The 15,798-nt window shown below is 41.0% G+C and carries 12 protein-coding genes and 1 pseudogene (1 of these 13 running past the window's edge); 7 read left to right on the top strand and 6 right to left on the bottom strand.

Annotated features, from left to right (window positions below):
- On the top strand, positions 1-1,363 hold the 3' portion of the coding sequence (locus tag LEP1GSC062_RS02900; protein WP_039941018.1) for a UDP-N-acetylmuramate--L-alanine ligase. Its footprint begins 221 nt before the window's first position; only the last 1,363 of its 1,584 coding nucleotides appear in the window; the start codon falls outside the window, past its left edge; the stop codon is at positions 1,361-1,363.
- Positions 1,364-1,414: 51 nt separating this feature from the next.
- Here the strand turns inward: LEP1GSC062_RS02900 and LEP1GSC062_RS02895 are convergent, their stop codons facing one another.
- On the bottom strand, positions 1,415-2,419 hold the full coding sequence (locus LEP1GSC062_RS02895) for a thioredoxin family protein (protein WP_039941033.1): 1,005 nt from the start codon (positions 2,417-2,419) through the stop codon (positions 1,415-1,417).
- A 225-nt stretch (positions 2,420-2,644) separates the two neighbouring features.
- Between LEP1GSC062_RS02895 and hisE the strand changes: the two genes are divergently transcribed.
- Both hisE and LEP1GSC062_RS02880 read left to right on the top strand, forming a co-directional pair.
- Complete coding sequence (gene hisE, locus LEP1GSC062_RS02885; protein WP_002630316.1) at positions 2,645-2,923, top strand: phosphoribosyl-ATP diphosphatase; 279 nt, start codon at positions 2,645-2,647, stop codon at positions 2,921-2,923.
- A gap of 4 nt (positions 2,924-2,927) precedes the next feature.
- Entirely contained in the window at positions 2,928-4,778 is a 1,851-nt protein-coding gene (locus LEP1GSC062_RS02880; protein ID WP_020983381.1) for a hypothetical protein, read from the top strand.
- Positions 4,779-4,879: 101 nt separating this feature from the next.
- Here the strand turns inward: LEP1GSC062_RS02880 and LEP1GSC062_RS02875 are convergent, their stop codons facing one another.
- Positions 4,880-5,362, bottom strand: a complete 483-nt coding sequence (locus LEP1GSC062_RS02875; RefSeq protein WP_078124463.1) for an LIC_10730 family protein — start codon at positions 5,360-5,362, stop codon at positions 4,880-4,882.
- 180 nt (positions 5,363-5,542) lie between these two features.
- Between LEP1GSC062_RS02875 and LEP1GSC062_RS02870 the strand changes: the two are divergent.
- Positions 5,543-6,753, top strand: a pseudogene (locus LEP1GSC062_RS02870) (serine hydrolase domain-containing protein).
- A 47-nt stretch (positions 6,754-6,800) separates the two neighbouring features.
- Here LEP1GSC062_RS02870 and LEP1GSC062_RS02865 read toward each other — a convergent pair.
- Positions 6,801-7,511, bottom strand: a complete 711-nt coding sequence (locus tag LEP1GSC062_RS02865) for a DJ-1/PfpI family protein (RefSeq protein ID WP_010579200.1) — start codon at positions 7,509-7,511, stop codon at positions 6,801-6,803.
- A 96-nt stretch (positions 7,512-7,607) separates the two neighbouring features.
- Between LEP1GSC062_RS02865 and LEP1GSC062_RS02860 the strand changes: the two genes are divergently transcribed.
- Entirely contained in the window at positions 7,608-8,297 is a 690-nt protein-coding gene (locus LEP1GSC062_RS02860; RefSeq protein ID WP_020983373.1) for an HAD-IA family hydrolase, read from the top strand.
- A 414-nt stretch (positions 8,298-8,711) separates the two neighbouring features.
- On the top strand, positions 8,712-9,716 hold the full coding sequence (locus tag LEP1GSC062_RS02855; protein ID WP_010579198.1) for a hypothetical protein: 1,005 nt from the start codon (positions 8,712-8,714) through the stop codon (positions 9,714-9,716).
- A gap of 71 nt (positions 9,717-9,787) precedes the next feature.
- On the opposite strand, the gene LEP1GSC062_RS02850 is transcribed toward LEP1GSC062_RS02855, so the two are convergent.
- On the bottom strand, positions 9,788-11,314 hold the full coding sequence (locus tag LEP1GSC062_RS02850) for an HDOD domain-containing protein (protein ID WP_010579197.1): 1,527 nt from the start codon (positions 11,312-11,314) through the stop codon (positions 9,788-9,790).
- 588 nt (positions 11,315-11,902) lie between these two features.
- Between LEP1GSC062_RS02850 and LEP1GSC062_RS02845 the strand changes: the two genes are divergently transcribed.
- On the top strand, positions 11,903-13,384 hold the full coding sequence (locus tag LEP1GSC062_RS02845; RefSeq protein WP_020983378.1) for an aldehyde dehydrogenase family protein: 1,482 nt from the start codon (positions 11,903-11,905) through the stop codon (positions 13,382-13,384).
- Positions 13,385-13,614: 230 nt separating this feature from the next.
- Here LEP1GSC062_RS02845 and LEP1GSC062_RS02840 read toward each other — a convergent pair whose 3' ends face one another.
- Both LEP1GSC062_RS02840 and LEP1GSC062_RS02835 read right to left on the bottom strand, forming a co-directional pair.
- Entirely contained in the window at positions 13,615-14,097 is a 483-nt protein-coding gene (locus LEP1GSC062_RS02840; protein WP_010579194.1) for a Dps family protein, read from the bottom strand.
- Between the two features lie 556 nt (positions 14,098-14,653).
- A complete protein-coding gene (locus LEP1GSC062_RS02835) occupies positions 14,654-15,778 on the bottom strand; it encodes a DegT/DnrJ/EryC1/StrS aminotransferase family protein (protein WP_010579193.1) in 1,125 nt (374 codons plus the stop codon).
- Positions 15,779-15,798: the final 20 nt, after the last annotated feature.

Genomic DNA, 15,798 nt, shown 5'->3' with positions numbered 1-15,798 from the left:
TTCCGCGATCCGATTGGATTCCCATCCTTTGGTGAAAAAATTCAAAGACAAGGGAATTCCTTTAGTGCACCGGTCGGAATTACTTCATCAGGTCATGTCGGAGAAAAAACAAATTTCCGTCGCGGGTTCTCACGGCAAAACGACGACGAGCGCTATGACCGCATTCCTGCTAGAAAAATGCGGGATGTCACCGTCTATAATGGTTGGAGGAGAAGTCGCGTTTTTAGGTGGGAAAGGCGGTTCTTGGGGAGAAGGAGAATGGGGAATATTTGAATCGGACGAGTCAGACGGGACATTCAATAATCATAATGCGGGAATTCGGATTCTTACCAATGTGGACGAAGATCATTTGGATCATTATCAGACTCGGGAAAATCTCCTAAACGCCTTTGCACGTTACATGGAGCGCGCCTCTCGGAAATTAATCTTGAACTTAGATGACATCGGAATCCGAGATTCTCTTACATTAATCCAAGATCATTCTAAAATATTAGGCTTTTCTAAATCTTTTGTTTCTGGCGGAATTGCAAATGGTCTTTCGCAGAATTCGGATGTCGAAGGAACTCGCACAGGGGACTCGGATGTTGCGGAAAACAGGGTAATTTCATCTAACTTAGAAAATGAAACGTTACGAACCGGAAAAAAAGATATTTCACAATATTCGAAAGAGAAAATTTCGAGCATCGAAACGTTTGGTGTTCGAAACAACACTGGAAACGACGCCTTATCGGATATTAATTCTTCTAAAATCATATATTACACGATTGAGTCAGGCAGCCTTAGTTTTCGATTTCAAGAAAAGGAATATTCATTTTCTCTTAAGTATCCTGGAGAACACTATTTAAAAAACGCTTTGGCTGCAATTCTGGCCTGCTCCGAGGCGGGTGCACCCATTGCGGAACTCGTTTCTAAAATCTCAGAATATTCCGGAGTTAGCAGAAGACTCGAATATCTAGGCAGCAAAAACGGAATCGAGGTCTACGACGACTACGGACATCATCCCACAGAAATCAAAGCGGTGATTCAGTCCATGGAAGGTCTGAAAAAAAACGGAAGGGCGATCATTCTTTTTCAACCCCATCGATATACTCGAACGCAAAATCTTTATAAGGAATTTGCCGAAAGTCTGGATACTGGAGAATCGGTGTATCTTTTACCAATTTACCCCGCAGGAGAAGATCCGATCGAGGGTGTGGGAACCGAGCTTATTTCGGATTCCATGAAAGTTCCCGCAAAAATTCTCCCTAAAGAAATTTCCGAAGGAATTTTCACATTGAAAAATTCTCTGAAACCCGGAGATAAGCTTATCACTTTAGGGGCCGGTAATGTAAGAGATTGGGGCCTTGCTTTTTTAAAGGATTAATTATATAAATAACATGAGTTCGATGCAAGGAAAATCGAATATTGAAATATTCTAATTCAAAGAATCGATTCTGAATTGAAGGTCTCTTTTTTCTTCCGGGTCGGTTGTCAGTTCCAGAACCTTTTTGTAATCAACCTTTGCTTCTTCTTTTCGATTCAATTCTTCGTATGCGTTTGCTCGAAAGAAAAGGACCGAAGATAGATCCCCGTTTGGATATCTGGAAATATACGAATTGAAAGTGGCAATTGCAAACTTAAAGTTTCCGACTTCTAAATAAGAAATTCCCAAATTAAATAATGCGTCGTGTTTTTTATCCGTATCCCTTGTATCGTCCGCGCTAATTGCTTTCTGAAAAAATTGAATGGCCTTTGTATATTCTTTCGCTTCGAAATAATAAACTCCCGCTTGAAAGTTGGTCTTGATCCCGTTCGGATCTTTGGCTAATTTTTCGAGATATTCTTTCTCTAAGTTTTTGCGAGCGTATGCGTTTTTCAAATATTTGAGAATCATCTTGGAATCCGGCATCCCGGTAATTTTATCAATGAGACTTCCATTCTGATCCAAGAAAAGAATCGAGGGATAGCCTTTAATTCCGTACTTGCGTTTTAAATTCGGAAAGGTATCACCGTCTAAAGAAAGTGTAACGAACTTAGAAAGTTCCAGTTGAACTTCTTTTTTGGGATAGATCTCATTCTTCAAAGTCTTGCAGTAACCACACCAATCCGCATAGACATCGATAAAAATCGGTTTTCCATTGGTCTTTGCTTTTTCAAAAGCGGCTTTGACAGATTTTTCCCATTGAATCTCAGCCGAAATCGGCAAACAGAAAATTACACAAAACAAAACGGAAACTGGGAAAGATAAAAATCCAACACACTCAAGAGAAAATGTTATGTTGCGTTTCAAAAGCCGCAACTTCAACTTTACCCATAAATTACTTGAATCCGAAGATAAATCCGTCGGAAATACGACAACCCCCTGTGATAATCGGGCCCCACCCTCATTCTGGGTGGAGGGGCGGGTGGTGGAAAGATCCGAGAGATTTTTCTTTATCATAAAATCATACATTTACAAGTAAAAGTTACTCTTGTGGGAACTCCCACGTTTGAGTAACTTATCGGAGATGTTAAAGTCCTAGTAAATTTTTCATCCCTAATCATAAGATTCTTTTGCAAATTCTTTAGCCAGCGTTTTCTTTCGGAAGAACTCAAAAAATACGGTTGTCGGAGAACCGGAGTCCGGGAAAATGAGAGGCAGATTTTGTAAAGGAAACCTGAACTCATGGAATTTTTATTACAGTTGGAAAACATTCTGAAAAAAAGAAAACAGGATCTTCCCGATAAATCTTATACCGCGGATTTGTTCCGAGGTGGAGTGGATCGAATTCTCAAAAAAGTAGGAGAAGAAGCCGGAGAAGTAATCATCGCCGCAAAAAATTCTGATAAAAAGGAACTTACCCACGAAGCGGCTGATTTGCTTTTTCATTTACAAGTATTGCTCGTCGAACAAGAACTTTCTCTGCAGGACATCGTAGAAGAACTTCGCAAACGACACTCTTAAAACGATGGATCTTCCGGAAGCCGTCCTTCCCAAAAAAATTTCCGGTAAACTCGTCCTCTTTTTTTTATTCCTTCTTTATACTCTTCTTTTTTATCATAGTGCCTGGTTGAGCGACGATTCGTTCATCACGTTTCGAGTCGTGGATAACTTTCTGAACGGGTTCGGTCTTCGATGGAATCCTTGGGAAAGGGTTCAGGTCTATACTCATCCGCTTTGGCTTTTTTTGTTGATTCCGATCCAATGGATCGTTCAAGACATTTCGGCTTCGGCTTACATTCTATCTTATGCCTGCGGAATTCTTTTTTTATCCGTTTATTGTTTCACTCTCTTGAAATTTCGATTCGGTCTCGGATTGATTTTTATTTCTTTGTCGGTATTTTTCTCTTCCAGAATATTCATAGATTATAATACTTCAGGCTTAGAAAACCCTCTTTCATTTCTGCTTTTACTTTTTTTCGAGATCAAGTTCTATTCATTGTATTTAAACGGGAAACCAGAAAACGCAGCGGCAGATTCTCTCGAAATCGGATTTTTGGTCGGGCTTTTGCTTTTGACCCGCTTAGACCTGATTTTGTTTTTGGCAGTGCCCCTGTGCGTCCTTTTGGGAAAAATCTTCAGGGATAAAAGAATTCAATTTTTAAAATATTCTTTTTTAGGAATATTCATCTGGCCACTTTACTTGGGGTTCTCACTCGTCTATTTCGGTTCTCTGCTCCCGAATACGTTCTACGCCAAGACAAATGTATTGTCGTCTTTTCCGGAAAAAATTTTAGTCGGTTGGGACTACCTCAGAATCAGCTTAAAATGGGATCCGATCGTTCTTTTTATTTTCGGAACGCATGTCTTTTGGATAATTTCAGAACCGGTTCTCCAACGATTTACAAAAACAAAATGGGCGTTGTCCGAAAAAGAAAAAGGAATTCTGTTTTTCGGTTTCGGTTCGATAGTCTTCGTATTTTTGTATCTTCTCCAGATTGGAGGAGACTTTATGGCCGGAAGATTTTTGGGCACCTGTTTGATCGTTTCCGTTTTTTCCCAATCTCTTTTTTTGGCCCTTCATTTTGAAGATTCGAAATTGAATATTCAAATATTCTTATTTACATCAAGTGTAATCGTTTCGGTTTACTTTTTTGCGCACTCCGCTTCGCCTTTACGTTACATATTTCAGAGATCCCCGATTCGAGTGGAAAAAGGAATCGTAGACGAAAGAGCTTCGTATCGGGACAATACTTCTTTAAATCATTGGTTTGAGGGAATCACTCCCGATACTCATCCTTGGGCGCAATACGCAAAAAGAATCGCGCTAAACAACCCAAAGACTAAGACGAACATTTCGGAATTCCGACAAGTTCAGATTACGACTAATGTCGGATTATCAGGATTTTACGGCGGTCCCGGAATTCACTGGATCGATCTTTTGGGAATCACCGATCCGTTTTTGGCAAGACTACCCGGCAAAGGTTTTCCCGGTCATTATATCCGTCTTTTGCCTCAAGGTTATAAGGAATATATCGAAGAGACCGTCGTTTCACTTTCAAATCCCGAACTGGATCGTTTTTACTACGAAATCCGATTGTTAAGCGAAGAAGATATTTGGACAAAAGAACGTTGGAAAGTTATCGCCGATTTTACGTTTTTCGGCGCAGGGAATTTCAAAACCAGATTCCCAAAGGGATTTTTTTATCCGTTCGATTTAGATACATACCGCACTACTCTGTACGGACTTCCTTTTAAAAATTGGAAAGACGAAAATTTGAAGCTGAAGTTGTCTCAAGAATATTTTGGTTCTCAATCTTCAAAAGCAGAAATCCATTTTGATACTCCTTTAAACGAACTAGAATCGTATCGGAAATAAATAGTATTAAAAGCCCGTTTCAAAACCTTAAAAGAAATCAACTCAGTAAACGAGCAACAAAACACGGTAGTTCCCATATTCTAAGATTTTGGGACGGGTTTTTAATGAGATTGCGGCCCGGGACTTGTCGGAGCTGTACTCGTTTCGCCGGAAAGAATTCGGCTGGGAAGTTTACAGAATTGATTACATCGATCCATACATTGCCGTTGTTTTGCGCTTCTATAGCCTATAATCGGCAAGAAGATAGAAGTAAAAGGATACCATTCTTCCATACAATTCGCCTGACACTTGGCAAGAAGTTGAGTACAAGCATACTCGTAAGAAAATTTGGATTCTTGATTATGAGCGAGTTCAAAACCTTCCGGAGAAAATCCGGTCCGTTTTTCTTCCTTGATAAGCCGTGCTCGTTCTACTTGTGTAAGATTGGCATCTTCCGCCGTGGGAAAGGCATCGGGAGACGGAACTTTTTTCACGTTTTTTTGATTCGGATTATCCCAATCAACTCGAACCAAACAATCCATGGTTAAAATCGAAATGCAAAAAAAACATATTAGAAAAAAACGTAAAATGAGTTTTGAATTCATCGAAAAAGACACTACGATAAATTTTCACAAAAATCCGTCAAAAAGCTACTCAAATCCGATTAAAAAATAATTTTAGAACCCATTTAACTTGCAAAGGTTCTAGGAAATAAATTTCAAAAATCGAAAATTCAAAAGAAAAAGAATCGATTTGAATCTCTTACGAAAAAGAGTGAGGTTCGTATGAGAATTTTCCTTTTTCTGATCTGGGTCGGATGGATCCTTTCCTGTGCCTCTACCGGACGCGAGGGAGAAGTAATATTAGGAAACTCCTCTCGTTTTTTAGCGCCGAAACAACTCAATAGAACTCCTTTCGAGGGTTTTCCGATCGCCCTACCGGAAGATGTGGGTTTGGATTCAACTCCCCTACTTCGTTTATCAAAATCCATTCGTGAAGAAGGACTCGAAGTCCGTTCTCTTCTGATCGTAAAAGACGGAAAATTGGTTATGGAACGTTATGCGGGAGGTGTTACCCGCAATCACAATCACAGCGTTTATTCGGTTACAAAAACAGTCACATCCACTCTGCTCGGAATTTTAAATTTCGAAGGAATTCTAAAAACGGTGAACGAGCCGGTGATGAATTCCCTTCTTTCCCTTGGAAACCTACCTTTTCCTTTACTCGAAGGCAAAGAGTCTCTTCGGCTCAGAGACGTTCTTCATATGGCATCCGGAATGCGCTGGTCCGAGTTTCCGGAACGAGAGGATATTAGAACCGCGGAAGATCCTCTCATAATCGCATTATTACCCGAAGTGAAAGACAAACCGGGAACAAAATTCGATTACAGCAACGGAGATTCTCAACTTGCCGCCGCGGTTTTGGAAAACAAAGCAGGTATGACACTGCTTCATTTCGCGGAAAATACTTTATTCTCTTGGCTTGATTTTAAAGGTTATGAATGGTACACATCTCCTTCGGGAAGACAGACCGCCGGTTTCGGTCTGAGACTGAGACCGATTGATATGGTGAAATTCGGAACTCTGTACTTGAACAATGGAAATTATCAACGTAAAAAAATCCTCAAACTCGATTGGATCAAACAAGCGATCAAACCAGGAGCCTCACAAAACTACGGTTATCAATTGTGGACGCACCAATTCGAAGGGAAAAAACGTTTATGGCAAACGGAAAAGGGAGTCAGTTCGTGTATGTAATCCCTCATAGAAGAATGGTGATCGTAACCACCGCCGCAATTTGGGACAAACCGATTCATTTTCTTTTGGACAAAATCCTTACAAGCGTAAAGGAATCCTTGGATTCGAAACAAAAGAAAAAAAATCCGGAAAAAGAAACCGAGTTTCTAAAGGAAATTCACGAAGCATCGCTCACGGTCGGAAATCCGGAACTTTGGAAGGACCTAAACGAACCTCATCTAGTTCATCAAAAAAGATGAATATTCTAAAATTCTGTTTCTTTACGGCGGAAGGCAGTTTCCTAAAACTACGAACCGGATTTCGATGTTTTTTTGTTGAACGCTAAAACCCGAATAGCCGCCGCCTTTCTACGATTTTGAGTGGTTTCCCGACTTAGTTTTACTTTCTCCACCAAATGAGAAGTGGCAGTTGTCGGATGCCCCGAAGTAAAAGGAGGAGTTGGATTGTATTCGATCATAAGTTGAATTTCTTCAGCGAGTTCAGTCCCGAAAAGTTCAGCGGTTAAAAAAAGGGCAAAGTCGATTCCCGCGGTAACCCCGCCCCCTGTGATCCGATTACGATCCTTGACAAAACGTTCGCTAGAAATCTGAACCGGAAACAATTTTAAAACATCTAAGGAAAGCCAGTGAGTCGCCGCCTTATATCCGTCGAGAAGGCCAGCCGCGGCAAGTACCAAAGAACCTGTACAAACCGAAGTGATAAATTTAGAATTTTCCGCTTTTGTTTTGAGAAAATTTAAGACTTCAAATTCTTCCATGAGAAGGGTAGTTCCGGCACCTCCCGGTACAAGTAGAATGTCGAAATCGGGACAATTCGAAAAATCATAGTCGGGGATCAATTTCATTCCCGATTCCGCCACAACCGGTTCCTTCGATTGAGCGAATAAGAATATCTTTACATTTGGAATTCTTGAAAAAACCTCATAAGGTCCTGTAAAATCAAGTTGTGTGACACTCGAAAAGATAAAGATCCCGATGGAAAGATTAGAACCTGACATAAACTCTGAGCGTAAATATTTTAATGCGACTTTCAAGTCATTTTTGATTTTAGAATTCCTTGATGCAAAAACTTCGGGGGCAAAAAAAGTAAGCACGTGAGTTATAATAAGTATCTATTCTTGGATGTAGGAGATACGATTCTTCATCTGAAAAAATCCGCCGGTGAAACCTATCTCGAAATCCTCGTAGAAGCGGGGTTAAAAAAGGAAAAGAACGCACAAGAAATCTACAGGAAGGCATTCTCCGAATCATGGCACAAGATGCGCGAGAATTCTCCGCCAGAACATAGGGATAAATATCAATTTCATCCGGGAGGAACTCAAGGTTGGTGGAAGGAATTGCTCTCAAATTTTTTAGAAAGAATTCCGGACCGCGTTTCACTTGAAAAAGCATTTCCGATCATCTATAGCAAATTTGCGGACCCGGAACTTTGGACCGTTGATCCGGGGTTCTGGAAACTCAAGGATTATTGTAAGAACGAAAATTGGGGACTCGGAGTGATTTCCAATTGGGATCACAGGCTTAGAGCGCTTTTGGAAGCAAAAGGAATATTAGAATATTTAAATCCTGTAATAGTAAGTGCCGAGTTCGGGTACGAAAAACCTTCTCCAAAGATTTTCGAAGAGGCTATGCGTTTGGTGGGGCTTTCCGAGGATTGTTTAGTTTATTGCGGAGACAAATACGAACTGGATATCGTAGTTCCGAAGTATTTAGGTTGGAGATCCTACTTAAAAAACGAAAAAGGAGATTTGAAATCCCTTTCGGAATTGATTCGGTTTTTATAGAAGCGGAACGGATTCTTTTCTATATTTAGAACTGTCCTACTCACCTCTACAGAATAGAGTTTCCAAAATTCTGCTCCTAAACGAGGATTTATGCTAAAACTGATGGGACTTCTTTATGTAGAAATCGCGAATAAGATTAATCGGATACGAATTCCACTCAGATGCCCGATTGATGAATCATCTTATCCGTTTATAATGATTGTATAGGGAAGTTTTTATTTATTACCACAAAATGTTCTTTTGAAGTTCAGATTAAAACAAACTTCAAGTTGATCCGAAGATAAAATCGAATCGGCCTTTCCTCAAAAAATACAAAGACTCATGAGAAAAATAAGATTCAAAAATGAGAATTATACTTGAGAAAGAGTGACGATCCCGTAGAAGAGTCGGAATTCTTTCGATTCAAGGAAAACTATGAACGGAATCTCATCCAATTTCAATCACCCAAGATTCAAAACGGACGATCTGACAGGGCACTATGAAAGTTGGTTTGTCAGAGCCAATAATCCTAACGTGTGTCAGGCGGTATGGATTCGTTATACGATCTTTTCACCGAAAAACCATCCCGAAAAAGCAATCGGAGAACTCTGGGCCATTTATTTCGACGGAGAAAAAAATACTCATTTCGTATCCAAGTCGGAATTCCCTATCGAAAAATGTAAGTTTCATTCCATACCATTCTCCGTTAGGATCGGAGATTCTGAACTTTCGGATTCGTATCTTTTAGGAAAAGCGGGAAACAGCAAAGGCCCTGAAAAAATTTTCTGGGATCTAAAAATTTCAGGCGGCAGTCCCGCACTTTTTCTTTTTCCCGAAAATTTGTATGAAGGAAATTTTCCAAAAGCGAAAGTGCTGGTTGGAAATCCTAGAGTGAAAGTTTCCGGAAGTTTGAAACTCGGTTCCCAAGAAATTCAAGTTCGAGATTGGATCGGAAGTCACAATCATAACTGGGGATCCAAACATACCGATCAATATGCTTGGGGACAAGTTGTCGGTTTTGAGGAAGAAGCGGATTCTTTCTTGGAACTTGCCACCGCAAAGTTAAAGATCGGGCCCTTATGGACTCCAGCAATCACCCCGATCGTATTTCGGTTTAAAGGTAAGGATTACAAACTCAATCGTCCATTCTTAAGTTTCGGTAGGGCGAAATATCGTTACTTCGATTGGAATTTTGCGGCGAACTCAAGTGAGATTCAAATCAGAGGAAGAATCCACGCGGAACCCCGAGATTTTGCCTGCCTTCAGTACTGGAATCCGCCCGGCGGCTGGAAATATTGTCTGAACAGTAAGATCGCCAACGCGGAACTTTTTGTGAAACGAAAGGAAGATCTTGTTTATACAAAGCTGACTTCGAATCGTAAAGCGGCTTTTGAAATTCTCACCGACGATTTTTCTCACGGAATGAAACCGGAAGTTTAAAAAATGAAACCCAGAGCTTTTTGGATTTTATAGAGGTTCTCTCAAAATTCAAATTTTTTAATTCACCGATCTTATTTGGTTCTTGATAGGAAATTTTCCAAAGCCTTAGTCCTAAAAGAATGAAAATCACCGGCGCTTTCGAATTTACAGAACTGAAGAACTTTTTCGGGGATCTCACCGTATTTAGCCTCTTCGTTGTTGATCTTAATCATCATATCCGCAAGATAGATCGGATAAATATAAGGAACATATTCCTCTTCGACGGTCAGAGGTCTATGATGGAATTCCATCGCTTTTGCATATAAGTCCGGAAAATTCCATTTTTCAGCGATCAACGCACCGACTTTCGTATGAGTAATTCCTAATGCAGCTTCTTCCATAGATACGGCAGATGCGATCTCTTTGGACGCGGAAATTTTACCGATATTCTTCATCGTTCTTTCTTCCAAGGAAATAAGAATAATTTCTCCTATGTCGTGCAACAACGCGGCGGACATAAGATTACTGACAGCATCATGGGGAAGCTCGGTCTTCGATGCGATCAACTTACAGTAGAAAGCACATTGATTGGATTTTTCCCAGATCGAAAGAAGCACAGGAAACTTGTCTTCGAGAATCTGTTTGGTTCCGAGAGAAAACAGAAGTTGGCTGAGTTCTTTGAGGCCAATCAGTTGAATCGCTCTGTCCAAGGTTTCCACGTTGTTCGCACGAATAAAAGCGGCTGAATTTGCGAGCTTGAGAATATTCGCGGAGAGAGCTACATCCTTTTTGATGACTTCCGCAATCTGAGCGATGGAAGAATTAGGCTTTTCTATCATCTCTTGAATGTCTTGGATCAATCTTGGAAATGTCGGAAGTCCGTCGACGTTCTTAAGGATGTCCCGTGTTTGCTGAAGTTGAAAATTTTCTTTCGTGACGTTCAAAGGGATATCGATGATTACGCTTGTGTTATCCCCTTGACTTTCGATCTTGTAAGACGTCTCGGCAAGACCGTCGTTCTTCAACATCATCAAAGACATTACAAGTCCAAGTCCCGCCCCTTCGGTTTCGTCTCCAGCTTCCAGAAAGGCTTCGGCGAGGTCGTTATAGAGTTTCGCCTTTCCGATTCTTTGATTGATTCTCTCCACCTCAGTCGGACTGAGTTTCACGTTATTCATCACTCGGAGCCGAATCATATCCTTGTTATAAACGAAAGAGACCAAAACTACGAAGTTGTTCTTAAAAAGAAGTTCCTCGTATTTTTCCTTGTTATCTAAATAGTCCTTTTTAAATCCTAAAATTTTTTGTTTGTAGATTTCAGGATTGTGAATATCCGCTTTTAATTCCCGGAAATAAATCCGCTTGACGTTCGCTTTGATCGAGTTGGCAATCGTTTCCTTAAGAGTCGTAAAAACGGAATCTCTTACGTAAATGATATCAAGTTGAAGCAGATAACGATCCAAGGTTCTACTGATGATAGAGTCCACGTCTTCGGTAAGATTATGAAATCGATAATGAACGGGAGAATTTTCTAGAACAGGATGATCCAAATCTTTAAGATTACTATAAAGTCCCAAATCGCTGTGATGATGGAACTCTAAAGTTTTATTTTGACTCATATTCGATGATTCTTTCGTTTAGGTTCCGTTCTTGTCAAGTGATCTGAATTTCTAAGAAAAAATTTCCAATCTGTTCCATTCTAAAAGCTCATTCCAAAAACCTACATCCATTTCGACAAGAGCTCGCTTTTATAACGATTTTTTCGGTACGGAATTCCTTACGTTGATTTATGTTCCTTCAAGACAAACGAGAATTTTTGACATAAACTCCGAAACTATTTAGGTTCGATTCGTTTGATTCCGAAGTTCTAAACGTAGATCGAAACTTTCGTCTGTTCGTTTCATTCCTCCCATAAAACAAAAACGTTAACCGTCCTTTTCCGACTCTTGTCGCATTACAAAACTCGGATATAACGTCTCGTATATACGGAATTTACCACTTTCCGTGCGAATGTTAAAAACCGGCAGTTTATCCTTAAAAACGAGAAGATGGAAAATCGTAACTGCCACACTCGCTCAAAGAACGAGATTTGGGGCCTTATAAAAAGAATTGCTTTCCGGCTCCACAATGGTAGAATAAGCCCGCCGGACTTCAACCGGGCCTATCCCCGAAAATGAATTTCTGAACTATATGAGGAGCTTATTTCGATGCCAACTATACAAGAATCTCCGGTAAAATTACCGAATTCTGATTTTATTCCCACCCTTCCGTCCGTAGACAAGACGGAGATCGAACGAGTGTTTCATCTCCAAAAAAAACATTTCCATAAGGTGATGAAATTGACCACGGCGAGTCAGCGCATTCAGCGATTGAAAAAACTGAGGGAAGCGATTTTTAAATATACTCCCGAAATCGAAAAAGCGGTAAACGCCGATTTCCGTAAGAACGAAAGAGAGGTGGACATTACGGAAATCATGCCTTCCATTTCGGAAATCAACGATGCGATCAAACACGTTCGCAGATGGATGAAACCGGTGAACGTCAAAACTCCGATGACCCTTTTCGGTGCCAAAAGCCAGATCCTTTACGAACCTCGCGGAGTCGTTTTAATTATTGGACCTTGGAATTATCCGTTTTATCTTACCTTTGCTCCCCTTGCGGCTGCAATCGCCGCGGGAAATACGGTCCTAATCAAACCTTCCGAATTTACTCCGGTTACTTCCAACTTGATTCAAAAGATTATAACCGAAGTGTTCCCGAAAGAGGAAGTCGCCGTTTTCGAAGGAGACTATCAAGTTTCCGGTGCGCTTATGGAACTTCCTTTGGATCATATCTTTTTTACGGGAAGCACTCAAGTAGGAAAGATCGTGATGACCGCGGCGGCAAAACATCTTACTAGCGTTACACTCGAGTTAGGCGGAAAATCTCCCGCGATCATCGACAAAAGCGCGGATATCAAAAAGGCCGCTAAAAAACTCGTTTGGGGAAAAGTATTGAATGCGGGACAAACCTGTGTCGCTCCCGACTATCTGCTCATTCCCAACGACCTCATCAAACCTTTCGTGGAAGAGGCAAAATCTGTTATAAAAGAATTTTACGGTAAAGACGGAAAAGCCCTCAAGGAGAATCCGGACTTCTGTAGAATCGTAAACGATCGCAACTTCAATAGAGTTTCCGGCTACATACACGAAGCCGTAGAAAAAGGTGCTAAGATCGAAATGGGAGGCGAAACGGACGCTTCTCAAAATTATATCGCGCCTACTCTTCTCAGTAATGTACCAGAAAATTCGAATATTATGGAAGATGAAATCTTCGGGCCGGTTCTTCCTATGATCCCTTATACGAACCTGGACGAGGCGATTGAAAAGATCAATTCCAAGCCGAAACCGCTGGCTCTTTATATTTTCGGTAAAAAGGAACGTCCGATCAAAAAGATTCTGAAGGAGACTTCTTCCGGAGGAGTCGCGGTCAACGATGTGATTCTTCACCTCGTAAATCCGTATCTTCCTTTTGGAGGAGTCAATCATTCCGGCCACGGAAGTTACCACGGTTATTTCGGATTCAAGGCGTTTTCTCACGAACGTTCCGTTCTCCGCCAAGCCGCTTTGAGTTCGATCGGGCTGATGTATCCGCCTTATACGAATTTTGTGAAACGACTCGTTACCCTAACGAAGAAGTTCCTCGTTTGACATCGCAAGACTTTTTCTTTTTAGATGTAAGTGGATAGGGGCTTTAGGAATCAGGGCTTTAAATGTTCGTGGATAACATTTAGCCCTTCATGATAAAGAATCCGTAATTCTTTTTTCAGATACAAAGACCAAATCCATAAAGCATAGTTTTTTCGTAACTCTTTTTTAAGCAGAACGAGCACACCTTTAAACGGAACACCCGTTCGTATTAAAAAATCAGGTCTTAAATTTCAGGTGTTCTCGACGATCAGCAAACTACGAAGCATCCAGGCGGTTTTTTCATGAACCTCCAATCGTTGAGTAAGAAGGTCCAGGGTCACTTCGTCTCCTCCTTCGTCTGCAGCAGGCAGAAGGGCGCGTGCCGTTCTAATCACGGTCTCGTGCCCGCTTACCAGATGGCGAACCATATCTTCCGCGTGAGGAACTCCTCCTTCCTCATGAATCGAAGTCAACTTACCCAATTGATGGGACGAACTCGGAGCATAAAAGCCCAAGGCACGGATTCTTTCGGCGATTAGATCGATGGAAAGCCAAAGTTCGTTGTATTGAGTTTGAAACATCAGATGAAGAGTATTAAATTGCGGACCGGTTACGTTCCAGTGATAACTATGTGTTTTAAAGTATAAAATGTAAGTATCGGCCAGAAGTTTCTGCAGTCCCGCATTGATAGTTTCTCTATTTTTTTCGGATATTCCGATATCTATGTCTTTCATATTTAGACCCCCCGTTTTATAATAGACCGAAAACATAAAAGAACAAGAAAAAACTTACAGCTTGTTCCAAAACCTCGCATCCATTTTGAAAAGGATTTACTCTGAGTCGTTCCGAAGAACTTATACTATTAAAAAACTCGAAGTCCATCCAGAATAAAAAATAGGTGAGCTAATTATATAATAGTAATAGAATCAATGCAAGAACTCCTGCATTTTAAGGCGCCAGTATAGTCGGCGATCGGCGGTTACTTTGACCTTATCTGTCGGAGGTTGACGTTTTGTTAACCTTAAAAAAATGTGCGAAATTTTAATTCTTAAAAAAACGTTGGGCGCATGGTCGGGCGGATATTATTCGACAAACAAAGAAAATTACTTTGAGGCCGCCCAACCACCAGGCTCTCAGCTTCGGTCCATTCGAATTTACCGATCATCAATACTTAAGTGGAACGGACCCCGCTTCGATCCTTTGCGCGGGGGATTTTTCCGAAAAAATAGAAACTGGATTTGTGTTTTCAAATGGTCGTGTAAAGCCTATAAAAAGTCGAAGGAGTAAAATTTACTTCTTTTTAGAATTATATACACGAATCGCAGAGAAGATTTCCTCCAATTCTTCTTCCTTCATATAAGGAAACAAAGGATAGTTGAGAACCGAAGCGCAGATTTTTCCCGTCGTGTGTTTATCTCCGAACTTTTCTTTGATATAAGGTTTTGCGCCCGGCTGATCACTCATAGCGCCGGGATAAATATTGCCGAAACCGATCTCTTTTTCTTTTAGAACTTCTTGAATCAGGGAACGTTCTTCCGGAACGGCAAGAGTCACATTACAATATCCATTCTCCTCGTAATCTTTAGGCGGACGAATCGCTCGTATTCCAAGGTTGGGGAGTATTTCATAATATTTTTGTGCGATTTTTCTACGCGAAACAATCCTTGCTTCAAGATGTTTCAAGTTGATATTAAGAAAGGCGGCTTGTAAAGTATCCAATCTGGAATTCCAACCCACATCTCCGTAGGCGTAATGAGAAATTCTTCCATGATTGGCGAGCATTCTCACCTTGTTCGCAAGTTTCTCGTCGTTTGTAAAGATCGCACCTCCATCACCCGCACCGCCTAAAACTTTAGCCGGATAAAAGGAAGTAGTCGCAATCAACGCGTCTTTGTAAATAGACGTCCCTTTGTATTTCACACCGTAACACTGAGCACCGTCTTCCAATAGGGGAATTTCTTTCGATTTACAAAGCTTACGAAAATCCTCAAGACGGGCAGAACCCCAACCGTAAAGATGAACGATGATCGCCGCCTTAGGTTTGACCTTTTCCAACGCTTTCTCAAATACGGTAAAGTCCATCTGAAGATCATCCGGATCGGTATCGACAGTGTAAGGATCGGCTCCTACGTTTACGACCGATTCAAACGTCGCCCAAAAGGTGGAATCCGGAAGTAAAACAGCATCTCCTTTTCCGACTCCTAACGCACGAAGCGCCAATTGAAGAGCGTCCGTTCCATTCGCACAAGCCACGGAATACTTAGTTTCCGCTTGAGACGCGAGATTTTTTTCTAAAAGAGAAACTTCTTCTCCGCCGATAAAACTTGCATTCTTACTGAGAATTTTGACCTTTTCTTCCCATTCCTCCAGCAACCCCGGCTCAAACCTTTTGATATCGATAAATGGAACGCCCATTCGGCTCTCCTGACTTTTAA

The organism is Leptospira alexanderi serovar Manhao 3 str. L 60, from assembly GCF_000243815.2.
GTDB classification, from domain to species: domain Bacteria; phylum Spirochaetota; class Leptospiria; order Leptospirales; family Leptospiraceae; genus Leptospira; species Leptospira alexanderi.
The sequence above is the reverse complement of the archived record's forward strand: the minus strand, read 5'-3'. Positions and strand labels throughout refer to the sequence as shown.